The following is a 24,857-nucleotide window of genomic DNA, read 5'->3' on the forward strand; positions in this document are numbered from 1 at the left end:
TCAGGCCTCGAAACGCTCGGGCCGGCGATGTTCACCGACGATGCGGCGGACCGTACCGGTGGCGGAACGGTAGATGACCGTCTCGGTCACGATCATGCCGGACTTGAACCGCACGCCCTGCAGGAGCGCACCGTCGGTGACACCGGTGGCGGCCACGATCACGTCGCCCCGCGCCATGTCGGCGAGCTCGTACTTCCGGTTCGGATCGCTGATGCCCATGCGGGCCGCGCGCTCGCGCTTGTCGTGGCTGTCGAGGATCAGCCGGCCCTGCATGTGGCCGCCGATGCAGCGCAGGACGCCGGCCGCGATGACCCCTTCGGGCGCCGCGCCGATGCCGAGATAGATGTCGGCACCGGTCTCGTCGGGGCTCGTCGTGTGGATGATGCCGGCGATGTCGCCGTCCGAGATCAGGCGGATTCCTGCGCCGGTCTCGCGCACGGCCGCCACGAGGGCCATGTGGCGCGGCCGGTCGAGGATGATCGCGGTGATCTCGGATGGGGCGCAGCCCTTGTGCCGGGCGAGCGCGGCGATGTTGTCGGCCGGGCTGGCGTCGAGATCGACGAGGCCCTGAGGATAGCCGGGGCCGATGGCGATCTTCTGCATGTAGACGTCGGGCGCCGCCAGCAGCGACCCGTGCTCGGCGAGCGCCATCACGGCGATGGCGCCGGGCATGTCCTTGGCGCAGAGGGTCGTCCCCTCCAGGGGGTCGACGGCGATGTCGACCTTCGGGCCGACGCCGGTGCCGAGCTGCTCGCCGATATAGAGCATCGGCGCTTCGTCGCGCTCGCCCTCGCCGATGACGACGGTGCCGTTGATGGGCAGGAGGTTGAGCTCGCGCCGCATGGCGTCGACGGCGGCCTGGTCGGCCTCCTTCTCCCGCCCCTGCCCGCGCAGGCGGGCGGCGGCGATGGCGGCGCGCTCGGTCACCCGCGCCAGTTCGAGGCTCATGGTGCGGGACACCGGACGTCCCACCCCCCCAACGATATCGTCCGCCATCTTGGTCCCGTCCCTCACCTGGTGTCTGGGCCGCGATGGGCGGCCTTCTTATTCGCGTTCGATCCGGATCAATTGCGGCGCCTCGGCGAGGAGGCCATCGGCCGCGATGGCGTCGAGCGCCGCGCGGATGGTCCCTTCGGTGGCGGCGTAGGTGATCAGCACCAGGGGCACCGGCTGGCCGGAGCGGCCATGCGGGTCCTTGCTGGCGGCGCTCTCCGAGCGGCGCTGCAGGATGCTCTCGATGGAGATGTCGCGCTCGGCCATCCGCGTGGCGACGCCGGCCGCGACGCCGGGCCGGTCATGGACCGTGAGGCGAATGTAGTAGCCGCCCTCGTGCCGCTGCATCGCCACCCGCTCCGACGGGGCGAGACTCGCGGCGGGGCGTCCGAAGGTCGGGCGCGCGACGCCGGCCGCGATGTCGGCGATGTCGGCGACCACCGCCGAGGCGGTCGCCTCGCCGCCGGCTCCCGGGCCGATCAGGGTGAGTTCACCCACCGCATCCGCATCGATGGTGACGGCGTTGGTGACGCCCATGACCTGGGCGATGGCGGAGGATTTCGGCACCATCGTCGGGTGGACGCGCTGCTCGATTCCGCCCTCGGCCACCTGCGCGACGCCGAGCAGCTTGATCCGGTAGCCGAGTTCCTCGGCCATGGTGAGATCGAGGGGTTGGATCGCCGAGATGCCTTCCACCGAGACACCCTCGGCATCGATCTCCACACCGAAGGCGAGGCTGACCAGGATGGCGAGCTTGTGGGCGGTGTCGAACCCCTCGACGTCGAAGGTCGGGTCGGCCTCGGCATAGCCCAAGGCCTGCGCGTCCTTGAGGCAGGCCTCGAAGGTCAGGCCCTCCCTCTCCATCCGGGTGAGGATGTAGTTGCAGGTGCCGTTCATGATTCCGTAGACGCGCGACACGGCATTGCCGGTGAGCCCCTCGCGCAGGGCCTTGATGACGGGGATGCCGCCGGCCACGGACGCCTCGTAGGCCAGGGTCACGCCCTTGGCCTCGGCGGCCTTCGCCAGGGCCGCGCCGTGATGGGCGAGCAGGGCCTTGTTGGCGGTGACCACGTGCTTGCCGGCAGCGATGGCGGCTTCCACCGTGGCCTTGGCCGGCCCTTCCGAGCCGCCGATGAGCTCCACCACGCAATCGACCTCGCCCGAGGAGGCCAGGGCGACGGGATCGTCGAACCAGGTCACGCCGGTGAGATCGAGGCCGCGGTCGCGGGTCTTGTCGCGGGAGGAGACGGCGGTGACGCGCACCTCGCGGCCCGTGGCGGCGGCGATGGCTCCTGCGCGGCGAGCCACCATCCGAACGACGGAAGCACCGACGGTGCCGAGACCGGCGACGCCGAGGCGGAGGCTCTGTGACATGGACGCGATCCGTATCTGACTTCGCTCGGCCGAGAGCGGGTTACCCGTCGTCCAAGCCTGTGCGCGACGCCGCTCCTTCGAACGGCCGGCTCTTCTGCAACGAATCCCTGTGTGGTGCAAGAAAACCCGTCGTTCCTCGCGACGCGGCGTCGAGGGAGAAAATCGGAGACCGACGGAGCCGTCCTCGTCAGGGCGCGGAACGCCGATCGTCAACCGCTGCCTCGAAGCGCCACGCCGTGGCGATGAGGCCGTACAGGACGGCGGCGTTGAGGCAATGCCAGAAGAAATGGGTGCCGATCGGCAGGCTCGGGCAGAGGGCGGCGTCCAGGGTCCGGAAGGTCAGGGAGAGGGCGAACAGGGCGGCGATGGCGAGGAGCGAGAGGCCGGCGCGGCTCCGTGCCGGGCCGAGGGAGCATGTCTGGGGCATCAGCAAGCCGGCGGCGACGCCGACGAGGGCCAGGATGGCGGGCGCGTAGGCGATGGAACCGTTGCTCAAGCGGTCGACCGATTGGCCCGTGAGCGCGTCGAGGGCCGGTTCCAGCCCGGCCGCGAAGCCGGCAAAGCCGAGTGTCGTCAGGATCGCCGGAACGAGGGAAAGGCCGAGGAGACGCCGAAGGGCCAGGAAGAAATAGGCGTAGATGAAGAGGGCGATGGGGATGACGTCGGCGAGCATCGCCCAGCGGACGGCGAGGGTGTGGAACAGGAACGACCCGATGCCGACGAGGGCGACGAGCCCGGCCAGCGCCGTCGCCGCCCGGTCGCGTTTCGGGCCGGAGCCGGCGAGGCGGAAGGCCAGGAACGCGGCGACGAGGAAGGCGCCGTTGGAGGCGGCGTTCAGCGGCTCGGCCCAGAAGCCCGCATCCCCGCGCTCGCAATAGGCCCGGATCGGTGCGAACCAGCCGTCGGACATCCTGACTTCCTCCCCCGCGCATGCCTTGCCAGCCCGACGCGAAGGCCCGATGACGGGCGGCCCTCTCCGACCGGATCTCAGAGCCCATGCGGATCGCCACCTGGAACGTCAATTCGATCAAGCAGCGGGTCGGCCATCTCGCCGGCTTCCTCGACGAGGCCAAGCCCGACGTGGTCTGTCTGCAGGAGTTGAAATGCCAGGACGAGGGCTTTCCCCGCGCCGAGCTCGAGGCGGCGGGTTACGCCGTCGAGACCTTGGGGCAGAAGGCCTATAACGGCGTGGCGCTGCTGGTGCGGACGCCGCTCGGCATGAGCGAGGTCCGCCGTGGCTTGCCCGGCGACGAGACCGACGAGCAATCCCGCTACATCGAGGCGCTGATCTCGGGAGAGGATCTGGCCCCCGTCCGGGTGGCCTCGATCTACCTGCCCAACGGCAATCCGACGCCGGGACCGAAATACACCTACAAGCTCGCCTTCATGGAGCGGTTGCGGCTGCATGCGCGCGCGCTCCTGGCCGATGAGGAGGCCCTGGTGCTGGCGGGCGATTACAACGTGATCCCCGAGCCCGAGGACGCGGCGGACGCGAGCGCCTGGGTGAACGACGCGCTGTTCCTTCCCGAGACCCGTTCCGCCTTCCGCGCGCTCCTGGCGGAGGGCTTCACCGAGGCCGTGCGCGCCTGCGACCCCTCCCCCGGCCTCTACACGTTCTGGGATTACCAGGCCGGCTGCTGGCAGCGGAACCAGGGCATCCGCATCGACCACCTGCTGCTCTCGCCGCAGGCCGCGGACCGTCTCGTCTCCGCCTCTGTGCAGAAGCACCTGCGCGGCCTGGAAAAACCCTCGGACCATGTGCCGGTGACGGTCGAGCTGCGACCGCGCTGAACGAGACCCGCGCCATGGATGTGCCGGGCGGGGCAGGACAGGTGAACGAATGATCCGTCCCCGGAGCCATCCGGAGACGATCCTCCGTCACCGGGCGGTCATGCGGATGCCGTAACGGCCCTGGCGTCGATCACGCCAACCAGCGACGCGAGACCTCGCATGACGCGCGCAGCACGGGCCATCCGCCGCGAGACGAGTCTGGGGCTCACCCAGGCCGTCCATCGCAACCGGGCTTTCTCGAAGGCGGGCGTGTCGGAACGCCTGTTCACGGCGGCCTTCAGCGGTCTGGTCTATCCGCAGATCTGGGAAGATCCGGTGGTGGACATGGCGGCACTCCGGCTGCAGCCCGACGACCACGTCGTCACCATCGCCTCCGGGGGCTGCAACGCGCTCTCCTACCTTACGGCCAACCCGGCCCGGATCAGCGCCGTCGACCTCAACGGCGCCCATGTGGCCCTGGGGAAGCTCAAGCTTGCCGCCCTCCGGCATCTGCCCGACCATGGCGCTTTCTTCGGCTTCTTCGGCCGCCCTGCCCGGCCCGAGAACGTCGCTGCCTATGACGAGATCATCCGCCCGCATCTCGACGCCACGTCCCGCGCCTATTGGGAGGCCCGACGCCTCGACGGGCGCCGCCGCATCTCGGCCTTCGAGCACGGCTTCTACCGCTACGGCCTGCTCGGGCGTTTCATCGGCGCGGGCCATTGGCTCGCCCGCCGCTATGGCTGCGATCTCGGTGCCGTTCTGAAGGCGCGGGACCTCGCCGAACAGCGGACGATCTTCGAGAAGGAACTGGCCCCGCTCTTCGAGAAGGCCTTCATCGGCTGGCTCATTCGCCAGCCGGCCTCGCTCTACGGTCTCGGCATCCCGCCCGCGCAATACGTAGCCCTGGCGGGCGACGGCCCCGGCGGGATGGCGGCCGTCTTGCGCCACCGTCTCGAGCGTCTCGCCTGCGGCTTCCCGATCCGGTCCAACTACTTCGCCTGGCAGGCCTTCGGCCGCGCCTACGACACCGCGCCCGACGCATCGCTGCCGCCCTATCTGCAGGCCGGGAACCACGCGGCCCTGCGCGAGCGCGCCGGCCGCCTCGACTTCCGCCAGCAATCGATGACCGGATTCTTGCGGGAGAGCCCGGCCGCCAGCGTCGATGCCGTGATCCTCCTCGATGCGCAGGACTGGATGACGGATGCCGACCTCACCGACCTGTGGACCCAGATCACCCGCGCGGCCCGGCCCGGCGCCCGCGTGATCTTCAGGACGGCGGCGGACGAGCGCCGGCTGCCCGGCCGGGTGCCGGATTCCATCCTCGGTGCCTGGGATTATGCCGAGGAGGAGAGCCGCCGCCTCGGCGAGCAGGACCGGTCGTCGATCTACGGGGCGTTCCACCTCTACCGGCTGGCCTCGTCGTGAGCGAGGCGGCGCGGCTGATGGACCGGATGTACCGGCACCAGCGGCACATCTACGATGCGAGCCGGAAGTTCTACCTCCTCGGTCGCGACGGCATGATCGCGGATCTCCGCCCGCCCGCCGGGGGCAGCGTGCTGGAGATCGGCTGCGGCACCGGGCGCAACCTCGTGCGCATCGCGCGGACCTACCCGGATGCCCGCTGCTTCGGCCTCGACGTCTCGGCCGAGATGCTCGATACGGCGGGCCGTGCCACCGCCCGAGCGGGCCTCGCCCACCGCATCCGCCTCGCCCGTGGCGATGCCACGGACTTCGACCCCGCCGCCCTGTTCGGGGAGGCCGAGTTCGACCGGATCGTGATCTCCTACGCCCTGTCGATGATCCCGCCCTGGCGCGTCGTCCTCGCCGAGGCCGCCGGTCACCTCGCGCCCGGCGGCTCCCTGCACGTGGTCGATTTCGGCGATCAGGGCGGTCTGCCCATGCCGGCCCGATGGCTGCTCAACCGATGGCTCGCGGGGTTCCACGTCACTCCGCGTCAGGGGCTCGCCGACACTCTCGGCGAGGTCGCGCGGACGTCGCGGCGACGCGCCCGGATCGTGCAGCGGTTTGGCGGCTATGCCGTGCATGGGGTGATCGAGCCGGATCGAAGCCCTATCTGAGGGGTCGGACGGCAAGAGCCATTCGGCCTGCCCCTTCCTCCCGTCACAACAGGTTGTTTCTCCGCATGATTCTCTACGGCACGAGCTATTCGCCCTTCGTCCGCAAGATCCTCGTCACGCTGGCCGAGAAGGACGTCGCTTTCGAGCACAAGCCCGTCTTCTTCCACGCGCCGGACGAGTCGTTCCAGGCCTGCAGCCCGCTCGGCAAGATCCCGGCGATCGAGGATGACGGCTTTCGGCTGGCCGATTCCTCGGCGATCTCCGCCTATATCGAGGCCAAGCACCCGAATCCGGCCCTGTGGCCGCAGGCGCCGAAGGAGCGCGCACGCGCCGTCTGGTTCGACAAGTTCGGCGATACCGAGCTGTTTCCGGTGCTGATCAAGCCCTTCGCCGAGCGCGTGGTGAAGCCCGTCCTGATGGGCAAGCCCGGCGACGAGGCCGTGGCGGTGAAGGCGGTGACGGACGAGTTCCCGAAGCTCTACGATTACCTGGAGAGCCAGATCGACGGCCCCTACCTCGTGGGCGGCGCCTTCAGCATCGCCGACATCGCGGTCGCCACGACCTTCCACAACCTTCGGCTCGCCAAGGAGCCCGTCGATGCGAGCCGCTGGCCGAAGCTCGCCGCTTATATAGACGCGACGCTCTCGCGTCCGTCTTTCGTCACGGCGATCGCGGCGCCGACGAACTGAGCCAGCCGGGAGCCGGCTGTTGCTTCCTTCCCGGATCGCCTGGAGCGCTCTGCGCCGAAGGGGATGACGGTTCGGCGAAAAAGAGCGCGGCACAACAAAAGCCTAGAGATGTGCCCCGACCCGAGGTGGTCGGGCGCAGCTCTAGCGACGGCGCCGGGACGATCCGGTGACCTGCGATTGAGCCTGGAGGGCCTGGGCCTGAGCCTGGGCCTTCTCTTCTTCCGAGGCGGTGGCCCAGGCCTTATCGGACAGGGTGACGATCCAGTCGTCCTTGCGCCCTTGCGCCGATTCCCGCGCCAGCGACAGCCACATCAGGCCACGGGCCCGCTGGGCCGGAACGCCCTGCCCGTTCACCAGGAGGTCACCCAGCAGAGCCTGGGCCGGAGCATGGCCCTTCTCGGCGGCGAGGTTGAACCAGCGCGCCGCCTGACGCGGGTCGGCATCCACGCCGGTCCCTTCGAGGTAGAGTCGCGCGAGATTGTACTGGGCGTTCGGGTCGCCGAAATACGACGCCGCGTAGTTGAACATGTCGTAGGCCCGCTCCGGGTTCGGGCGCACGTAGGTGCCCTTGATCCCGTCGAGGAAATACGTGCCGAGCGCCGTGAAGGCGCTGGCGACCACGCCGGAATTCTGGGTGTCCGGCCCGTCGTCGGTGTTGTCGTCGGCGATGCGCGAGAAGAACTCGAAGGCCTTCAGGTCGTCGTGGGGCACGCCGTCGCCCTCGGCATACATTCGGCCGAGCTTCCACAGGGCGAGGGCGTGGCCCTGGCCGGCGGCGTATTCGAGGGCGCGGGCGGCCCCTTCCTTGTCGCCGGCATTGTAGTCGCGGACGCCCGAGCGAAGGGCTTCGCGCGCCGTGCGGTAACCGCCCGTCGCGGGCACGGGCGTGCGCGCGGCGGGGTCCAGCGCCAGGGCCGAGGTGGCGCCGACGAGGAGCAGCGCGAGGGCCGCTCCCATCCGCCTCACCCGACGTGCGGCGCGACCGGGATCGGCCCCTGCCGGCCGCGCGGGCCGGCGAAGGTCAGTCCTAGACATCCGCATAGGTTTGAATCTCCTCGGCGCCCCCGGGATGGGTGACGGCGCCGTCCACCGCGGGACCGACGGTCTGCATGTACTTCCAGAGATAGCCGGAGGTCGCGGTGTTGGTCCGCGGCGTCCATTCCGCCCGCCGCTTGGCGAATTCCTCGTCGGTCACGGCTACGTCGAGCGTGCCCTTGATCGCGTCGAGGGTGATCATGTCGCCATCGCGGATCAGGCCGATCGGCCCGCCGATGGCGGCCTCGGGACCCACATGGCCGACGCAGAAACCGCGCGTCGCGCCGGAGAAGCGCCCGTCGGTGATGAGGGCGACCTTGTCGCCCATGCCCTGGCCGTAGAGCGCGGCGGTGGTCGACAGCATCTCGCGCATGCCGGGGCCGCCCTTCGGGCCTTCGTAGCGGATGACGAGAACCTCGCCCTCCTTGTAGGTGCGCTTCTGGACCGCCTCGAAACACGCTTCCTCGCCGTCGAACACGCGGGCCGGGCCGGTGAAGACCTGCTTGTCTTCCGACATGCCGGCGACCTTCACGATGGCGCCCTGAGGCGCGAGGTTGCCGCGCAGGCCGACGACGCCGCCGGTGACGGTGATGGGCGCGTTGGCGGGCCGGACCACGTCCTGGTCCGGGTTCCAGGCGACGTGCTCCATGTTCTCGGCGATCGTACGGCCGGTCACCGTCATGCAGTCGCCGTGGATGAAGCCGTGGTCGAGGAGCGTCTTGATCAGGAGCGGAATACCGCCGACCTCGAACATGTCCTTGGCGACGTAGCGTCCGCCCGGCTTCAGGTCGGCGATGTAGGGCGTGCGCTTGAAGATCTCGGCCACGTCGAACAGGTCGAACTTGATGCCACATTCATGCGCGATCGCCGGCAGATGCAGGGCCGCGTTGGTGGAGCCGCCCGAGGCCGCGACGGCGGCAGCGGCGTTCTCCAGGCTCTTGCGGGTGACGATGTCGCGCGGGCGGATGTTCTTGGCGATGAGCTCCATCACCTTCTCGCCCGCGGTCATGCAGAATCTGTCGCGGATCTCGTAAGGGGCCGGGGCGCCCGCCGAGTAGGGCAGCGCAAGGCCGATGGCCTCGGAGACCGTGGCCATTGTGTTGGCGGTGAACTGCGCGCCGCAGGCCCCGGCCGAGGGGCAGGCGACCTGCTCCAGTTCGTCGAGATCGTCGAGGCTCATGTCGCCGACGGCGTGCTTGCCCACCGCCTCGAACAGGTCCTGCACCGTGACGGGCTTGCCTCGGAACGAGCCGGGCAGGATCGAGCCGCCGTAGATGAAGATCGACGGCACGTTGAGACGCACCATGGCCATCATCATGCCCGGCAGGGATTTGTCGCAGCCGGCCAGCCCGACGAGGGCGTCGTAGGCATGGCCGCGCATGGTCAACTCGACCGAATCGGCGATGACCTCGCGGGAGGGCAGCGAGGCGCGCATGCCGGCATGGCCCATGGCGATGCCGTCGGTGACGGTGATGGTGCAGAACTCGCGCGGCGTTCCGTTGGCGGCGGCGACACCCTTCTTCACCGCCTGCGCCTGGCGCATCAGCGAGATGTTGCAGGGCGCGGCCTCGTTCCAGCAGGAGGCGACGCCCACCAGCGGCTGGTGAATCTGTTCCTTGGTGAGACCCATGGCGTAGAGATACGAACGGTGCGGCGCCCGCTCGGGCCCTTCCGTGACGTGGCGGCTCGGAAGCTTCGACTTGTCTGTGGTACGCACGTCCATCGTCTCTCTCGGCCCCGGTCTCAGGCGCTTCGGGTGAAACCCGGCTGTCGGCTCTCAACGCGATGGCATGCGACGCCGGTGAAGCGTCGTTCGACACCGTGAAACGCAGTCTCGGAATTCAGCGGTAAAGTGTTGGGGAAACTGTCGTTTACCACGGATGTTGAGGTGGTCCCGGTTTATGGCGGGATCGCGGCGAATGAGGGCGTGTCCCAAGGCGAAGTCGGGATGCTTTCGCGGTGTTGCGACCCCGCCACAGCCACGCTTCGTCGGTGAGGACGGCGGGCGGGATCGGAGTCGGGGAGCGTTCGGCAAGACGACGCGCTGCGCCGCGAGCCGTGACGCGGCCCTAAATGGCGGATCTTCCGGGACGAGGGAGCGCGTGACGCTCGGGCTTCGCGGATGGCGTAGGCCGTTTCGTCAGGTCCGGGATGCGGTATCGATTCCGTCTTCCAGAGCCTGCTGACGCGGCGGCGGCTCCAGTTCCGGCCCGCTGCCGTCCTTGAGGTTCACGCCCGTAATTCCGCGCACGAAGGCCTCGCGCAGGAGCCAGTCGAGCTTGAACGCGGCGAGGTCGTGCGAGAGCCCGGCGGGTCGGACGTTCGAGATGCAGTTGCGTTCGGCATCCGAACGCCCGACGCGCGGGTCGAGGGTCAGGTAGATGCCGAGGCTGTCGGGCGAGGACAGGCCGGGCCGCTCGCCGATGAGCACGGCGACGGCACGGGCCTTCAGCGCCGCGCCGATCCCGTCGCCGAGGGCGACGCGCCCCTGCGTCGCCACCACGATGGGAGCCAGCGTCCATCCGGCCTTGTCGATATGCGGCTTGAAGGCGGCGAGGAACCCGGCCGCGCCCTCGTGCACCGCCCGGGCCGAGAGACCGTCCGCCACGACGATGGCGAGGTCCACCGGCTCAGAAGGTTTTTCGGCCAGGATCGTCGCGCTGTCCTCGCCGAGCGTGCGGCCGAGGTCTGGCCGGCGCAGGTAGGTGGCGCGGTCCGGCGCCGCCGAGGCGAGGGTGAGGGTGGGATAGCCCAGCGCCTCGATCCCCGCGGCGACCTCGGCGGCATCCATCGGCGTGTGGACCGCGTCCCGCGCCTGGGCATGGGCGAGCCCGAAGCGCAACACCTCGATGGTGGGCATGCCGGTGCCGGCGCGCCCGAGGCCGATCCGCGCCGGCGTCAGGCGGCTCAATCTGGTCCACGGATCCTCGGAGATGTCCTCGGCGCTCATGCGGCGATTCCCTTCTGCGCGGACAGGCCGGGAGCCGCCGCGATGAGCCGCGCGCTCGGCCCCTCTGGCAGGAGCGCGCCCTCGGCGTCGGTGAGGCCGATCTGTTCGAGCCACGCCTCGAATTCCGGCGCGCGTTTCAGGCCGAGCACCTCGCGCACGTAGAGCGAGTCGTGGAACGAGGTGGATTGGTAGTTCAGCATCACGTCGTCGGCACCGGGAATACCCATGACGAAGGTGCAGCCCGCCGCTCCCAGCAAGGTCAGGAGCGTGTCCATGTCGTTCTGGTCGGCTTCGGCATGGTTGGTGTAGCAGACGTCGCAGCCGAGCGGCAGGCCCATGAGCTTGCCGCAGAAATGGTCCTCCAGCCCGGCCCGGATGATCTCCCGCCCGTCATAGAGATATTCCGGCCCGATGAAGCCGACCACGGTGTTGACGAGGAGTGGCCGGAACGGGCGCGCGACGGCGTAGGCCCGTGCCTCAAGGGTCTGCTGGTCGATGCCGTGATGAGCATTGGCCGAGAGCGCCGAACCCTGCCCGGTCTCGAAATACATGCAGTTGTCGCCCACCGTGCCGCGTTTCAGGGCAAGGGCGGCTTCATGCGCCTCCTTCAGAATGGGAAGGGTGACGCCGAAACTGGCATTGGCCTTCTGCGTGCCCGCGATCGACTGGAACACGAGATCCACCGGCAGGCCCCGGTTCATCGCCTCCAGGGTGGTGGTGACATGGGTAAGGATGCAGCCCTGCGTCGGGATCGAGAGGCGCTGGATCAGGTCGTCGAAGAGGTGGAGCAAACCGCTCAGGGTGGAAACCGAATCCGAGGCGGGATTGAGCCCGATCACGGCATCGCCGCAGCCATAGGACAACCCGTCGACGATGGCGGCGGTGATGCCGGCGGCATCGTCGGTGGGATGGTTCGGCTGGAGCCGGACGGAAAGCCGGCCGGGCAGGCCGATCGTGTTGCGGAACTTCGTCACAACCCGGCATTTGCGTGCCACGAGGATCAGGTCCTGATGGCGCATGATCTTCGAGACGGCGGCGGCGATCTCCGGCGTGATGCCGGGCGAGATCCGGGTCAGCGTCTCTGAGGACGCCTTGATCAGGAACTCGCGGAAATCGCCGACGGTGAGATGGGCGATTTCCCTGAAGGCCACCGCATCGTGCGTGTCGAGGATGAGGCGGGTGACGTCGTCCTCCTCGTAGGGAATGAGGGGTTTCGCCAGGATCTCCGACAGCGGCACCTCGGACAGGCACCAGCGCGCCGCCATCCCCTCTTCCGCCGATTCCGCCGCGATGCCGGCGAGCCGGTCGCCCGAGCGCAGCGGGGTGGCCTTGGCCATGAGCGTCGCGAGATCCGCGAAGACGTGGGTCTTGGGGCCGACGATGTGGCGATAGGTCATGTCTCAATGCTCCTGCATCGCCGTCGCGAAAACCATGCGTCGCGAAAATCGAGCCACCCGGCAGGGTGGTTATTCCACCTCTCGCCTTGGGCTGAAAAGACCGAGCTCCCGAAAGATCTGCGCCTCGAGGACGGCGCGAAGGACGAGGCCGAACAGGGAGAACGGGAGAATCAGAATTTCCGTGAGGATCGAGGGCGGCGTCCCTGCCCTACCGGCTGGCTGATCGCTGGAGGCGAAGACCAGAATGCCTAGAAGGAGCGCGAGCGCTACGAGCGGTAGGGCCACGCGAAAGCCGATGTAGAAGATGGTCCAGACCTGACCGGCCGTGGCCCGAAACGCGGCCTGCGGCGTGACCTCCAACCCCTCGATCGCGAGGGTGGGTCCGACGGTGAAGAGACGGCTTGTCAGCCAGATGGTGAGGACGAAAGCGGGAATCATCAGAAGACCGAGCGCAGCCATGGGAAGGATCGCCACCCGCGCCCACAGGATGCCGATGAGAAACCATCCGAGGTGATAGGCGATAAGATCCTTCCGCCGCATCGCCTCGTTCAGCAGGGTCTGGGCGCTCTCCGGCCGCAAGCCGAGGACATGACGATAGATCGCCATCGTGTAAGGGACGAGGAGGATGGTGACGGCGATCTCGATGAGAGCGGCCGTCAGTGATCCGCTCGAGTTTTTCGAACCGCTCATACGGGCGGTGAGGAGAGACTGAACGATCAGGGCGAGGGCGACGAGCCCCGTCTCGCGCCACAGGGAAGTGACCGCGCGAAACGCATCGCGGTAAGCCGCGGATGTGGATCCGCGCGTCTGAAGAGGGGCTGCCATCCTGCCTCGTTCCCTACCGTCGTGCGCATGGGAAAAACCGATCTATAGCCGGCCGAACCAGCGTTCGACTGAAAAAAGCGAGGGTGATCCCCTTTAATTCAGTATCAGGCATAGGAGGGGGCAGGGCTTAGCGTCCGGCGGGATGTGTCGGCTCGATGTCGACCCCACATGACATCCCTTCCGAACATCGCGCGTGCCTCCTTCCAGATGAACCGGGCGCGGATCACAGGATGCCGTCATCCTGTGATCCTGTCGTTCAGGCCGCGCCCGCATGCGGGGCCGGCAACTCCGTCGAGATCGCGTCGACCGTGCGCTGGGGCGGGCTGCCGAGGCCGTCGGAGCGGGCGATGCGGATTTGCTGGTTGACCGGCTGCATGTTGCCATAGGGCGTCGAGAACGCGATCTCGGCGGCATCCCGGCCGACGCCGATGCGGACCAGGCCGTCGAGATCGGCCTGACGGGTGGCATCGAACAGCCACCACCGGCCGTCGAGATAGGCCTCGAACACCGCGTGGAAGTCGCTCGGCACAAGGCCGTGGGCGTAGCAGCTCACGAAGCGGGCGGGGATGCCCAGGGCCCGGCAGAAGGCCGTGCCGATATGAGCGAAATCGCGGCACACGCCGGCGCGCTTGAGCAGGCTCTCGTCGGCCGTCGTCTCGCCGTCGCTGGTGCCGGGCTGGTAGGTCAGGTGATCGTGGATCCAGTTGCAGATCGCGTTGACGCGCTGATGTCCCTTGGGGTGCGCCCCGAACTCGGCCTGCGCGAAGGGCGTCAGCCGGTCGGAGGAGACGAAGCGGCTCGGCAGCAGGAAGGGAAGGATGTCGAGGGGAAGCTGCGAGATCGGCGTCTCGTTGATCGTGGCCGGATCGGCCCGGTGGACGGTGAGTTCGACCTCGGCGTTGTACTCAAGGGAGAACTGGCCGGCGGGGACGTTCACGCCGAGATAGCGGTTCTGCAGGTCGGGCGAGATGTAGATTTCCCGCTTCAGGTCCGGCTTGAGCGTCAGCGTCTCGCTCAGAATCTCGAGGCTCTTCAAACGAGCCACTTCGATATTGAAGATGAAGGTCGTGTCCGAGAGTATGTTATAAGACAGACTGCAACCGAGCGTGTAGCGCATGGACGTTCCTTCCTCCGTTAGGGATGTCCTAGCAAGGATTACGCCCGTCGTGGCGACAAGGATCCTGCGGGAAAGGCCGAGTTCTGCCGTTTCCCGGGGGCAGTGCCAGGGGAGGCGCAGCCCACCCATCGCCCCTTGAGGCCGACCCGTCAGGCGTGGGGGAGCAGGATCACCGTGAGCGAGCGCACGCCCTGCGCGCCGTGGATCAGCACGCCCTCGATGTCGGCGGTGGCCGACGGACCGGTATGGAGCACGGCATAGGCCGCGCGGCCGAAATCCGGCCGGCGATAGGCCGCCTGGATGTTGACCAGGATGTCGGCGGGATCGAGCAGCACGACGAGATGCTGGGCGAGATAGGCCACCGCGTTCACCTTCAGCTCGTCCTGCGTGAACAGCACGGACCCGGTCTCGGCCACGCCGAACACGGCGCGGACGACGGCGACGTCCACATCGGCGAGATCAGCGGGAAACGTCACGCGAGAGAGATCGCGATTGCCGGCGATCTCCGGCACCGCCGAGGCGATCACCGCGCTATCGTCCAGCCGCTCGCGCACGGCGGCGAAGGGGTCCTCACCCGGAACCGGCGCCGCGATGCGCCCGCCCATGCGCTTCAGGCGCTCGCCGAACTCCGCCACGAGGTCGTCGCTGACAAGCGGCTCGAAGTCCGGGATGTCCGGCAGGGGATGGTCGCCGGCGGGGCGGTTCTTGCGGATGCGGGCCAGCGTGTCGTCGCGGGAGCTCATCGGCCAACACTCCAACTACGATCGCTTGGCCATAGGGCGTCTCTCAGGACGTAACTCCCCCGGATGCTCCCCCTCACCTTCGGCTGCCGCCTCGGCGCGCGCCCCGACGAGGGGGAGACGCGCCCCTCTACCCGCCAGCGGGGAGAGGGGATGCGCACCAGCCGAAGTGATCTCGCCGACACGGAAGGAGCTCTGCTCACGCGTCCGTCTCCGGCTTCTTGTCCATCCGGTTCTGCTTGTACCAGCTGTGGAAGCTCTGGCGCGGGCTGTCGGGCATCTCGCGTCCCTTCCCCCAGGTGTTGAGCGGGTTGTAGACCGCAAAGCGCGGCAGCGCCCTGAGGGCGGAATCGGCGGCACCGATGGCGGCGCGGTAGGTGGCGGGCCGGCTCAGCACCTGCCCCGCCGCCTTCATCATGCCCTGCTTCAGGAGCGGGATCTGGTGCTCCTCCGCCAGGACCTTGCGCCAGGCGAAGATCTGCTCGTGAATGTTGATCTTCACCGGGCAGACATTGGTGCAGCTGCCGTTCATGGTCGAGGAGAACGGCAGGGTCGAGTATTTCCGCTTGTTGAAGGTCGGGTCGATGATGAGGCCGATCGGGCCGGAATAGGTCGCGCCGTAGGAAAGGCCGCCGCTGCGCCGGTAGACCGGGCAGGTGTTCATGCAGGCGCCGCAGCGGATGCATTTGAGCGAGGTCCAGAACTCCTCCATGCCGAGCCGCTCGGAGCGGCCGTTATCGACCAGCACGTAGTGCATCTCGCTGCCCTCGCGGGGCGCGCGGAAATGCGAGGTGTACTGGGTGATCGGCGAGCCGAGGGCCGAGCGTGCGAGCAGGCGCAGGAACACGCCGAGATGTTCGATGCGCGGGATCAGCTTCTCGATGCCGATGGAATGGATCTGAAGCTTCGGCACGTTGCCCGAGAGGTCGGCATTGCCTTCGTTGGTGCAGGTCACCACCGTGCCGGTCTCGGCAATGGCGAAGTTGCAGCCGGTCATGCCGGCATCCGCTTCGAGGATGAACGGCCGCGTATGCATGCGCTGGCTCTCGGCCAGGTAGTGGGCGTCGTCATTCTCCGGGTCGGTGCCCATGGTCTTGGCGAAGACGGCGGCCACGTCGAACCGGGTCTTGTGCACCGCCGGCACCACCACGTGGCTCGGCTCCTCGTTGTCGAGCTGCTGGATGCGCTCGCCGAGATCGGTCTCGATCACCTCAATGCCCGTGCCGGCCATGTAGTGCCGGAAGCCGCATTCTTCGGTGAGCATCGACTTCGACTTGATCAACGACTTGGCGCCGTGATCCTTCAGGATGCCGTGGACGATACGGTTGTGCTCGGCTCCGTCCGCCGCCCAATGGACATGGACTCCGTTGGCCTTCGCATTCGCCTCGAATTCTTCAAGATACCGGTCGAGATTCGACAGGGTGTGCGCCTTGATCTGCGAGGCGAGGTCGCGCAACTCCTCCCATTCCGGAATACCGAAGGCCGCCGTGTCGCGCTTCTTGCGCAGATCCCACAGGCGTTCGTCATGGGCCTTCTGATGAAGTGGGGCCGCAAGGAAGCGCTCGGCGGCCTCGGCCTGATCGATCGGCCGGTTGCCGCGGATCTTGGCACCGCGCGGCTGAGGCTCCCGCGCCGCCTTCGCCTGGGGCTCGGCGCCGATCGGCCTCGTGGTCGCTTCGGCGTGATCGAGGCGGCGACCATCCTGGTCGCGCTCGCTCTCGTCGACGGCCTTGGCGACGTCCGGATGGATCATACGCTCGCGGGGACCGCTCTCCTCATGTGCGCTCATGCCGAGACTCCGTTGAGGATGCGGGCGATGTGGATGAACTTGAGCGGCACGCCGATCCGCGCGGCGCAGCCCTTCTGGTGCATCATGCAGGACGAGTCGGACGAGACGACGTATTCGGCCCCGGCACGGCTGTGGTCGCTGACCTTGTCGTAGCCCATCTTGGCCGACACGGCCGGCTCGAACACGCTGAACGTGCCGCCGAATCCGCAGCATTCGTCCGGCCGTGCCGGTGTGACGATCTCGATCCCCTTCACCTTGGACAGGAGATCGAGGGGCTTCGAATAGGCCGGCTTGTTGAGCTCGGAAGGCCGCGCGTGATGGATGCCGCGCAGGGCGTTGCAGTTCGAATGGTAGCCGACCTTGTGTGGGAACTCCGCCCAGGGGAAGGCATCGACCTTCAGCACGTCGTGCAGAAACTCCACCAGTTCGAAGGTCTTGGCACGGACGTCCTTCACCTCGTCCGTCTGCGGGATCGCGGTGAGATGCTCGCGCACCTGATGCGCGCAGGAGCCGGACGGGGCGACGATGTAATCGAACGGGGCGAAGTTCCTGACGAAGAGCGCCTCCGTCGCCGCAGCCTCGGCATGGCAACCGGTATTGGTCATCGGCTGGCCGCAGCAGGTCTGGTCGAAAGGATAGGCCACGTCGAGGCCGAAGCGTTCCAGCAGTTCCAGCGTCGCGATGCCGACTTCAGGCTCGAAAGCATCGACGTAGCACGGCACGAACAGTCCGATGCGCATGGAAACCGGTCTTCTCTCCTCGGATGCGGCCGCCGTTCAACCCGTCGGCCGCATCACCGTTCAGTTTGGATACGTTCAAAGATAGAGCGTGGTCTACCGGATGATGTTGGTCTTGGCGAGATCGAGAACCGAATCTCCGCGGCCACTCATCACCGCTCGCAGCACGTAGAGGCTGAACCCCTTCACCTGCTGTCCGTCGATCTTCGGGGGGATCGAGAGTTCCTGGCGGTTGACCACCACGTCGAGGACGGCCGGTCCGTCATGGGCGAGCACATCCCGGACCGCGCCCTCCAGTTCGGCCGGATCCTCCACCCGCACCGCGTGAAGGCCGACGGCCCGGGCCATGGCGGCGAAGTCCGGGTTCTCAAGGGCGACACCGGTCTCGAGATAGCCAGCGGCCTTCATCTCCATCTCGACGAAGCCGAGGGAGCCGTTGTTGTAGATCACGACCTTCAGCGGCAGCTTCTCCTGCCGCAGGGTCAGCAAATCGCCCATCAGCATGGTGAATCCGCCGTCGCCCGAGAGGGACACGACCTGCCGGCCGGGACAGGCCGCCTGTGCGCCGATGCCCTGCGCCATGGCGTTGGCCATGGAGCCATGCACCCACGAACCGAGGAGACGGCGCTTGCCGTTCATCTTCAGGTAGCGAGCGGCCCAGATCGTCGGTGTGCCGACATCCGCCGTGAAGACGGCGTCGTCCGCCGCCGCCTCGCTGACGAGCTTGGTGAGGTATTGCGGATGGATCGGGGACTTGGCCGATTTCAGTCCGAACCAGCCCTTGGTCGGCGCCCCGGTGGCGAGATCGTCGAGGTCTTCGCGGGCCTTGGCGTAATGTTTCAGGCTGGCATCGAGCCAGGCCCGGTCGGACTTGACGCCGAGCTTCGGCAGGAGCGCGGCGATCGTGTCGCGTACGTCGCCGACGAGACCGAGATCGAGCTTCGTGCGCCGGCCGAGCTGGTTCGGCCGCAGATCGATCTGCGCCACCTTGGCATGGGCCGGATAGAACTGCTTGTAGGGAAAATCGGTGCCCAGCATCAGCAACGTGTCGCAGTCGCGCATCGCCGCGTAGCCGGACGAGAAGCCGATGAGGCCGGTCATGCCGACATCGAAGGGGTTGTCGTATTCCACATATTCCTTGCCGCCGAGGGCATGGACGATGGGGCTCTTCAGGGCCTCGGCGAGCTGCAGCAGTTCGGCATGGGCGCCGGCGCAACCCCGGCCGCAGAGCAGCGTGATCTTCGACGAGCCGTCGAGCAGTTCGCCGAGCGCGTCGAGCTCGGCATCGGCGGGGCGGATAACGGGTTTGGTCGGCAGCAGGCCGGCATTGGGCGCGATGGCCCGGGCCGGCGCATCCTTCAACGCCACGTCGCCGGGGATGATCACCACGGCGACACCGCGCTCACCCACCGCGGCGCGGATGGCGTTCTCGAGGACGAACGGCAGCTGCGAAGGATCGGACACGAGTTCACAATAATGGCTGCACTGCGCGAACAGGGCCTTCGGGTCCGTCTCCTGGAAGTAGCCGGAGCCGATCTCGGCCGAGGGGATATGCGCGGCGATGGCCAGGACCGGCGTCCGGGTCCGGTGGCAATCGAACAACCCGTTGACGAGATGGACATGGCCGGGGCCGCAGGAACCGGCGCAGACCGCCAGCTCTCCCGTGAGTTGGCTTTCCGCGCCCGCCGCGAAGGCTCCGACCTCCTCGTGGCGTACATGCACCCAGTCGATGACGCCCCGCGCCCGGATCGACTCCGTGATGGCGTTGAGGCTGTCGCCGACGACACCGTAGATCCGCCGCACACCCACCTGCTGCAAGGTTTCGACGACGAGATCCGCGACGATGTCGATCTTCATGGGTTCAACTCCTGCTTCAGAAGCCGAACGATGATGCGCCGCACACGTTCCCGTCCGGCGGATACGAGGCGCCGGGACGGGTCAATCCGCGATGTCGCCGACGCCCGGAGCGATCACGGCAAAGAGATCACCGAGGGTGGCGAGGCTCGCGGCCTGCAGAGCGCTCGCGCTCACCACCGAACCATCGGGGCCGGGCAAGGCACGGGTGGCCGTGGTGGACGCCACAACCGTAGGGCTGAAGCCGAGGTTGAAGGCGCCGCGCGCCGTCGAGTTGATGCACATATGCGTCATGAATCCGGCGAGCAGCACCGACTGTACGCCGGATTCCTCGAGATGCTTCTGCAGGTTCGTGCCGACGAAGGCGTTGGGGTAATTCTTGACGATGACCGTCTCGCCGGCTTGCGGCGCCACCTCGTCGCTGATCCGCCCGATGGCGGCGGAGATGTCATAGGGCGAGCCCTGCCCGGCGTCGTGCTGGATGTGGACAATGGGGATGCCGGCCTCCCTGGCACGGTCGAGGAGTTCGCGCGCGGCGCGGATGGCGGGCTCCACCTGCTCCAGCCGCATGATTCCCTCGCGGTAGGTGTTCTGCAGGTCGATCATGATCAGGGCGGAGGCGCGCAATCGGGCCGGCGCCGGGCTCAGGCCCGAGACGTCGCGAAGGGTCTTGAGGTCTGGCATGGCGAGGTTCCGATCTGTCGAAGGCATGGTGGGCGTAAGAACGCTGCGGGGGAGGAGACCCCATCCACGGTCGACGTCAATCCCATCCGTCACGGCGGGGGCGCCCGCACCCGCCCGGGAGCGTAAGGCTCTCGTTCGCGCCTTTCTCAATCACGAAATCGCGCGTTCAAGCACCGGGTCGCCGTCGGTTGGTGCAGGCAGCGAAAATGTCAGAATTTGTTCAGCGATCGGGTGTCTTGATGCAGCACGCCCCGAGGTGAAGCTGTGGTCCCGAGGGGATGCGATCCGGAGTTGATGTCATGAAACACGTGAAGACTTTCGGCCTCATCGGCGCCGTCATCGGTGGCCTGACGATGGCTGCCGCGAGCACGACGACAGCCCAGGCCGCCGGCGGCTGCGGCTACGGCTTTTATCCGTCCGCGTTCGGATGCCGGGCCACATCCCGTGCGTACGGCTACTACGCGCCTCGTCCGGTGCCGGTCTACGGCTATGGCTACGGCTATAGGCCTCGTCCGTATTACCGGCCTTACGCCTATGGCCCCGTCCCCTATGCCTACGCCCCCCGACCCTACGTGCGGTTCGGCTACTGAGCGGTGAAGGGCTATGCTCCCGGCCGGGCCGGGAGCATCCTTGCCCACGGGCGAGGCCCGGGGTGCACCCATGACGATCCACAAGGCGCTTCCGAGCCAATCGGAGGCGCCTTCTTCATGTCTTGAGAGGAAGCGGAGACCGAGGTGACCGGATCAGCCTCGCATCATCACCGCGAAGGTGTGCGTGGCGACCCCGGTTGGGGCGCCAAAATGTAGATGGATCAGCTCCTTACCGGATTGTTGGACCCCGGATCACTCCACGGGATTGCAAGGGATTTCGGCGAACCGTCCAACCGACTTAGCGCCATAACATCCGTCGCGGGGTCAGGGTTTGGATGGGGGGCTGGCTATGCGCGGCAACAAAATCAGTTTCGTCTATTTCGCGACGTGCGAGGGCTTCACGAAGATCGGCGTTGCGCAGGACGTGAGTACGCGGATCAGGATCATCGGCACGTCGTGCCCATGGCCGGTGACACGCGAAGCGCACATCCTCGGCAACGAGCAGGACGAGGCGCTGCTTCACGGGTTCTTCCGGTCGGAGAAGCTGCATCATCGGAACGAGTGGTTCCGGCGGGAGGGCAAGCTGGCCGAGTTGCTGGATGCGCTCGCGCCGTACTCGCATTCCTTCACCGCGGCGACGGCGATGGCCGAGCACTGGTGGGCGAACGCCTATCATCCAACCCGCGAGAAGGATCGTATCGGCACGCGTGGCTGGCCCCCAACCATGGAGGAGGTCGCCGCGATCATCTGACCCCCGCTTCCCTCCCCTCCACCCTCACCGGAGGGCTTTGAGCGATGGCGCCCCTCCACGTCATGGCCCTGTCCGGCGGCAAGGACAGCACTGCGCTCGCGCTTCGGATGGCCGAGCTCGGCATGCCGATCGACCACTACGTCATCACCCCGACCGGAGACGAGCCGGCGGCGATGATCGCCCACTGGCGCAAGGTTGCCGAACTGCTGGGCAAGCCGCTGACCGTCGCATCCCAGGGCAAGAGCCTTGCTGGCGAGATTAAGCGCCAGGCCATGCTCCCAAACCATCGAGCGCGGTGGTGTACCCGTATCCTGAAGCTCGATCCCTATTACACCTGGATGCGCGCCCACTCGCCCTGCATCTCGTATGTCGGGCTTCGGGCCGACGAGGGCGATCGCGTAGGGATGATCTTTCCGGAAGAAGCCGGGGTCCAGGTTCGCTTTCCGATGAAGGAATGGGGCTGGACGATCCAAGACGTCTACGCCTACCTCGACCAGCGCGGCGTCACGATCCCCGATCGGACAGACTGCAACAACTGCTTCTGGGCACGGCTCGGCGAGCTGTACGTCCTGTGGCGCGACGACCGCCAGTCCTTCGATCTCGGCGCCGATCTGGAGGACTTCGTCAGCGAGGCCCGCGGCAAGCCCTACACGTTCCGCTCGCCGCAACGAGACGCATGGCCAGCCGGCCGTAGAGCGCTCGGGGCTGAGTTCGCGCGAGGTCGCGTACCGACCCGATCGCTCGCCAGGATGGAAAAGGACAAGCGCCGGGAGGTCGGATCATGCCGCGCGTGCACGCTGTGATTAAGCGCCCAATCCCATTCGACGAGGTCGTGGATAAGCTCCGAGAGTACCTCATGAACGCTGAGACCGAAGGCGGCGAGTCGTGGCGTGATCGGTTGGATAATGCGCTTGCGGATCTTCGTGTCGAGCTTTGCACGGAAGAGGATTCCGACGCCGAGACTGCTTTCCGCCTCAACGATCCCACCACCTCGGAGGCCGCAGCATGACCGCCCTCTCTCTCCTCCTCGCCGCAGGCTTGGGCCTGAGCCTTCCCGCCAACAGTGGGGGGATGTGAAGATGGACCAGAAACCAACCGACCATCCATCGCTATCCGAGATCGCCGCCCACATCCCCCTTGGCTTCGAATGCCGGGGCTGCGGCGGGTCCGCCTTCAACTGGGTCCAGAAGTGCGCCCGCTACGCCGAGACCGGCGAGGGCTGCTGCGCGGACTTCCGCGAGTGGGTCCGCAAGGCCAAGGCCGGCGAACCGAACATCGAACAGAAGCGCGAGGAGCGGAAGCGGATGCCCTTCATCGGCCTGCCGCTCGGCAACGGGGAGTGGGTCTGATGGACGGTATCCGCATCGAAATGAGCGACTGGCTGCAACCGAACGGAGCCGCGCTACGCCGCCATCCCCATCCTGGGCCTCCGGTGCTGGTTAAGATTGGCAGCGTCGCCGAGGTGATGGAAGCCTACCGGCCCGGCGATCTTGTGCTGGTTGGCGAGAACGTCTGGCATGGCCTTCAGGCCCAATTCGCCAAGAACGTCACGCCAGATCGGGCACTCTCCCCCCTCCCCGCCGCTCAGGGAGGACGGTGAAATGACCGTAGATCCTCGCTCCATCGCCGCAGCTTACCACGAGTACAGCCGGTCTAGCGGAGGGCTGCCGTGCCTTCTCCCCCAGGCCGCCGTTGCTGAGATCATCGAGGCGGTTCACTCGGTTGCCAGGAAGCACCAACGCAGCCGCGAAATCCAGATGCGGATACGGAAGGCTCTTCGGGATCGGAAGCCCCTCGCCCTCCCCGCCTCCGCAATTGAGGGAGGGACGGAGCCGTGAGCGAGCCAGAACCGATGGAAAAGAAGCTCGACAGCCTCACGATGCTTCGCGCGTTTCAGGGCGCCCGCCGCCTCGCCAAGCGCAAGCGCGATCCGAACTGGGTCTTCGCGGTGGAGATGTTCGGCCTCGGCAGCACCTACGCTTGGGCGATGTGCAAGCGGATGGGCGTCGATCCGGACAGCACGTCAGCGGCCCCCCTCCCCCTCGCGGGATGCACGAACGACCTCTTGGGAGCGGGACGGGGATGAGTGAGCCGAGCGCAGAGGAACGCATCTACGGACTGTTGTGGGGCGTCACGACCGAGGACCGGAGGGTCCACGAGGCCCGCAAGATCGCCCTCGCTCAGATCACCAAGGATGGCCAGCGCCGAGGCATCCAGTGGGCGAACGAGCAACTCGGCCAACCGAAATCAGGATGGGAGACACAGCGATGAGCGTCGGCGGCAGACTGATCGAAATCCTTCCCGTTCGGCTACCCGAAAGCGGACGGGAGGTGGTTCGCCTGTGGGTGGTGGATCGCCCTCACGGCTCGCCAGGTATGGCGGACGAAACCTGCGTCTACGCCGAGCCCCAGACCAGCATGCCGGAGATCGGCGACGACATCTGGTGGCAGGCCGGGGCGATCTACTTCGACGGCGACCAGCAGCACCTCAAGAAGGTCGGCTACTCGTTCTCCCCCTCCCCGGCGCAGGCCTCGGGCTCGCGAAAGACGGAGAGTGACCATGCCTGAGCGCTGCGAAAACTGCCGCTTCAGCAAAGCGTATCCTTACATGGGAGAGGAGGCTTTGTTCTGTCGGCGATACCCACCGATTTCTGGCCCATCGCCGCACCCAGACACCCGGCATGAGAACTGGTGCGGCGAGTATCAACCGAGAAAGCCAAGCGCTGGCACTGGAGCGGCTTCGCCTAGCCCGCCGCCCTCATTTTCTCATGGTCGACGCGGCGTCGTTGTCGGTGCGCCTCGTCGAAGCGTCATTGTGGAGCGACCCTGACCATGCCTGAGCGCAGACCGATGGTGCTGGAGCCTCTGCGGAGGATGGGGCGATGAGTGCGGGCGTGCAACTGATCCTGCCACCCCTACGACGCACGGCTGCCGATGCCGAACGGTTCGCCCGCGTCGTTCACGCCGGACAGTTCGACAAGGCGGGCCAACCGTACATCCGGCACTTGGAGCGGGTGGCCGCGAGAACCGAACGGTATTTCGCCGCCCATTTCGAGCATCGGCTGAGGCGCTGGGACGAGGCCATCCAGCTTGCATGGCTCCACGACATTCTTGAGCCCGATCCGCGTCCGTTTGGACCGGTGACGCGCGAGCGACTAGAGCAAGAGGGCTTCGACGAGGACGTCGTGGTCAAGACTGTCTTCCTTGGGCAACCCCCATCGGGTGGTAGTTACCTTGAGAAGGCCCAGACCTTCGCCATCTGGTACAGCACCGACCTTCACACCCTCCTCGTCAAGATCGCCGACGTCGAGGACAACTCCGACCCGGCCCGCCTGGCGCATCTGCCGGCTGAGACCCGAGCGCGTTTGGAGAAGAAGTACGGCGCCGCGTTGCCCGTCCTGAAGGCTGCGGCCGAGCGATTAGGGTGGAAGGAGATCACCAGATGAGGGCCAACAGCTACGTGAAATGTGACGCCTGCGTAC

28 protein-coding genes are annotated in these 24,857 nt (G+C 67.2%); 14 read left to right on the plus strand and 14 right to left on the minus strand.

All coding sequences use genetic code 11. The features are described from left to right. From glpX to ASF34_RS00830, 3 genes are all read right to left on the minus strand, one after another. Positions 1-996 (minus strand): class II fructose-bisphosphatase, encoded by a 996-nt coding sequence (gene glpX, locus ASF34_RS00820; protein WP_056157646.1) that lies wholly within the window; start codon positions 994-996, stop codon positions 1-3. Between the two features lie 48 nt (positions 997-1,044). Further along, positions 1,045-2,367 (minus strand): homoserine dehydrogenase, encoded by a 1,323-nt coding sequence (locus tag ASF34_RS00825; protein WP_018042987.1) that lies wholly within the window; start codon positions 2,365-2,367, stop codon positions 1,045-1,047. Between the two features lie 187 nt (positions 2,368-2,554). Continuing rightward, positions 2,555-3,277 (minus strand): ceramidase domain-containing protein, encoded by a 723-nt coding sequence (locus ASF34_RS00830; protein ID WP_056157650.1) that lies wholly within the window; start codon positions 3,275-3,277, stop codon positions 2,555-2,557. A gap of 86 nt (positions 3,278-3,363) precedes the next feature. On the opposite strand from ASF34_RS00830, the gene xth reads away from it, so the two are divergent. The 4 genes from xth to ASF34_RS00850 all read left to right on the plus strand — a co-directional run bounded on the left by xth (position 3,364) and on the right by ASF34_RS00850 (position 6,907). Continuing rightward, positions 3,364-4,158, plus strand: coding sequence for an exodeoxyribonuclease III (gene xth / locus ASF34_RS00835; RefSeq protein ID WP_056157653.1), 795 nt, complete (start codon positions 3,364-3,366; stop codon positions 4,156-4,158). A 159-nt stretch (positions 4,159-4,317) separates the two neighbouring features. After that, the gene (locus ASF34_RS00840; RefSeq protein WP_056157656.1) at positions 4,318-5,565 is read left to right on the plus strand and encodes a DUF3419 family protein; all 1,248 of its coding nucleotides are present in this window, start codon (positions 4,318-4,320) and stop codon (positions 5,563-5,565) included. A 26-nt stretch (positions 5,566-5,591) separates the two neighbouring features. Further along, positions 5,592-6,218, plus strand: a complete 627-nt coding sequence (locus ASF34_RS00845; RefSeq protein WP_056157659.1) for a class I SAM-dependent methyltransferase — start codon at positions 5,592-5,594, stop codon at positions 6,216-6,218. 65 nt (positions 6,219-6,283) lie between these two features. Continuing rightward, positions 6,284-6,907 (plus strand): glutathione S-transferase family protein, encoded by a 624-nt coding sequence (locus ASF34_RS00850; RefSeq protein WP_056158854.1) that lies wholly within the window; start codon positions 6,284-6,286, stop codon positions 6,905-6,907. Between the two features lie 141 nt (positions 6,908-7,048). Here ASF34_RS00850 and ASF34_RS00855 read toward each other — a convergent pair whose 3' ends face one another. The 11 genes from ASF34_RS00855 to ASF34_RS00905 form a co-directional block, all read right to left on the minus strand. Further along, positions 7,049-7,948: a tetratricopeptide repeat protein gene (locus tag ASF34_RS00855; RefSeq protein WP_056144582.1), complete on the minus strand. Its 900-nt coding sequence runs from the start codon at positions 7,946-7,948 to the stop codon at positions 7,049-7,051. Then, positions 7,935-9,665, minus strand: a complete 1,731-nt coding sequence (ilvD, locus tag ASF34_RS00860; RefSeq protein WP_018042980.1) for a dihydroxy-acid dehydratase — start codon at positions 9,663-9,665, stop codon at positions 7,935-7,937. Before ilvD ends, ASF34_RS00855 begins: the two co-directional genes overlap by 14 nt. A 417-nt stretch (positions 9,666-10,082) precedes the next feature. Beyond that, positions 10,083-10,892 carry an ethanolamine ammonia-lyase subunit EutC gene (eutC, locus tag ASF34_RS00865; RefSeq protein WP_018042979.1) on the minus strand — a complete coding sequence of 270 codons (810 nt, stop codon included), beginning with the start codon at positions 10,890-10,892 and terminating at the stop codon, positions 10,083-10,085. Then, the gene (locus ASF34_RS00870; RefSeq protein WP_056157662.1) at positions 10,889-12,289 is read right to left on the minus strand and encodes an ethanolamine ammonia-lyase subunit EutB; all 1,401 of its coding nucleotides are present in this window, start codon (positions 12,287-12,289) and stop codon (positions 10,889-10,891) included. The genes eutC and ASF34_RS00870 overlap by 4 nt, the downstream gene beginning before the upstream one ends. A gap of 69 nt (positions 12,290-12,358) precedes the next feature. Further along, the gene (locus ASF34_RS00875) at positions 12,359-13,114 is read right to left on the minus strand and encodes a hypothetical protein (RefSeq protein ID WP_056157665.1); all 756 of its coding nucleotides are present in this window, start codon (positions 13,112-13,114) and stop codon (positions 12,359-12,361) included. 256 nt (positions 13,115-13,370) lie between these two features. Next, positions 13,371-14,231: a transglutaminase-like domain-containing protein gene (locus ASF34_RS00880; protein ID WP_056144572.1), complete on the minus strand. Its 861-nt coding sequence runs from the start codon at positions 14,229-14,231 to the stop codon at positions 13,371-13,373. A 149-nt stretch (positions 14,232-14,380) separates the two neighbouring features. Next, positions 14,381-14,974: a LutC/YkgG family protein gene (locus tag ASF34_RS00885; protein WP_056157668.1), complete on the minus strand. Its 594-nt coding sequence runs from the start codon at positions 14,972-14,974 to the stop codon at positions 14,381-14,383. 196 nt (positions 14,975-15,170) lie between these two features. Then, a complete protein-coding gene (locus ASF34_RS00890) occupies positions 15,171-16,760 on the minus strand; it encodes a lactate utilization protein B (protein WP_056157671.1) in 1,590 nt (529 codons plus the stop codon). After that, positions 16,757-17,500, minus strand: a complete 744-nt coding sequence (locus ASF34_RS00895; protein ID WP_056157674.1) for a (Fe-S)-binding protein — start codon at positions 17,498-17,500, stop codon at positions 16,757-16,759. The genes ASF34_RS00890 and ASF34_RS00895 overlap by 4 nt, the downstream gene beginning before the upstream one ends. Before the next feature lie 93 nt (positions 17,501-17,593). Next, positions 17,594-19,354, minus strand: a complete 1,761-nt coding sequence (gene poxB / locus ASF34_RS00900; RefSeq protein ID WP_056157676.1) for a ubiquinone-dependent pyruvate dehydrogenase — start codon at positions 19,352-19,354, stop codon at positions 17,594-17,596. Between the two features lie 81 nt (positions 19,355-19,435). Next, positions 19,436-20,035, minus strand: coding sequence for a cysteine hydrolase family protein (locus ASF34_RS00905; protein WP_018042971.1), 600 nt, complete (start codon positions 20,033-20,035; stop codon positions 19,436-19,438). Positions 20,036-20,334: 299 nt separating this feature from the next. On the opposite strand from ASF34_RS00905, the gene ASF34_RS00910 reads away from it, so the two are divergent. The 10 genes from ASF34_RS00910 to ASF34_RS00955 all read left to right on the plus strand — a co-directional run bounded on the left by ASF34_RS00910 (position 20,335) and on the right by ASF34_RS00955 (position 24,821). Beyond that, a complete protein-coding gene (locus ASF34_RS00910; RefSeq protein WP_056157678.1) occupies positions 20,335-20,625 on the plus strand; it encodes a GCG_CRPN prefix-to-repeats domain-containing protein in 291 nt (96 codons plus the stop codon). A gap of 331 nt (positions 20,626-20,956) precedes the next feature. Next, the gene (locus tag ASF34_RS00915) at positions 20,957-21,376 is read left to right on the plus strand and encodes a GIY-YIG nuclease family protein (RefSeq protein WP_156465564.1); all 420 of its coding nucleotides are present in this window, start codon (positions 20,957-20,959) and stop codon (positions 21,374-21,376) included. A gap of 44 nt (positions 21,377-21,420) precedes the next feature. After that, a complete protein-coding gene (locus ASF34_RS00920; RefSeq protein ID WP_056157685.1) occupies positions 21,421-22,179 on the plus strand; it encodes a phosphoadenosine phosphosulfate reductase family protein in 759 nt (252 codons plus the stop codon). Between the two features lie 53 nt (positions 22,180-22,232). After that, complete coding sequence (locus ASF34_RS00925) at positions 22,233-22,385, plus strand: hypothetical protein (protein ID WP_156465565.1); 153 nt, start codon at positions 22,233-22,235, stop codon at positions 22,383-22,385. Positions 22,386-22,455: 70 nt separating this feature from the next. Beyond that, positions 22,456-22,725, plus strand: a complete 270-nt coding sequence (locus ASF34_RS00930) for a hypothetical protein (RefSeq protein WP_056157690.1) — start codon at positions 22,456-22,458, stop codon at positions 22,723-22,725. Beyond that, entirely contained in the window at positions 22,725-22,976 is a 252-nt protein-coding gene (locus ASF34_RS22545) for a hypothetical protein (protein ID WP_156465566.1), read from the plus strand. Before ASF34_RS00930 ends, ASF34_RS22545 begins: the two co-directional genes overlap by 1 nt. A gap of 234 nt (positions 22,977-23,210) precedes the next feature. Beyond that, positions 23,211-23,462: a hypothetical protein gene (locus ASF34_RS00940; protein WP_156465567.1), complete on the plus strand. Its 252-nt coding sequence runs from the start codon at positions 23,211-23,213 to the stop codon at positions 23,460-23,462. Next, positions 23,459-23,647: a hypothetical protein gene (locus tag ASF34_RS00945; RefSeq protein WP_056157699.1), complete on the plus strand. Its 189-nt coding sequence runs from the start codon at positions 23,459-23,461 to the stop codon at positions 23,645-23,647. Before ASF34_RS00940 ends, ASF34_RS00945 begins: the two co-directional genes overlap by 4 nt. Then, the gene (locus tag ASF34_RS23220; RefSeq protein WP_210166709.1) at positions 23,644-23,943 is read left to right on the plus strand and encodes a hypothetical protein; all 300 of its coding nucleotides are present in this window, start codon (positions 23,644-23,646) and stop codon (positions 23,941-23,943) included. The genes ASF34_RS00945 and ASF34_RS23220 overlap by 4 nt, the downstream gene beginning before the upstream one ends. Before the next feature lie 314 nt (positions 23,944-24,257). Next, entirely contained in the window at positions 24,258-24,821 is a 564-nt protein-coding gene (locus ASF34_RS00955) for a hypothetical protein (protein ID WP_056157707.1), read from the plus strand. Positions 24,822-24,857 lie beyond the last annotated feature (36 nt).

This window comes from Methylobacterium sp. Leaf106 (assembly GCF_001422895.1).
Classification (GTDB): domain Bacteria; phylum Pseudomonadota; class Alphaproteobacteria; order Rhizobiales; family Beijerinckiaceae; genus Methylobacterium; species Methylobacterium bullatum.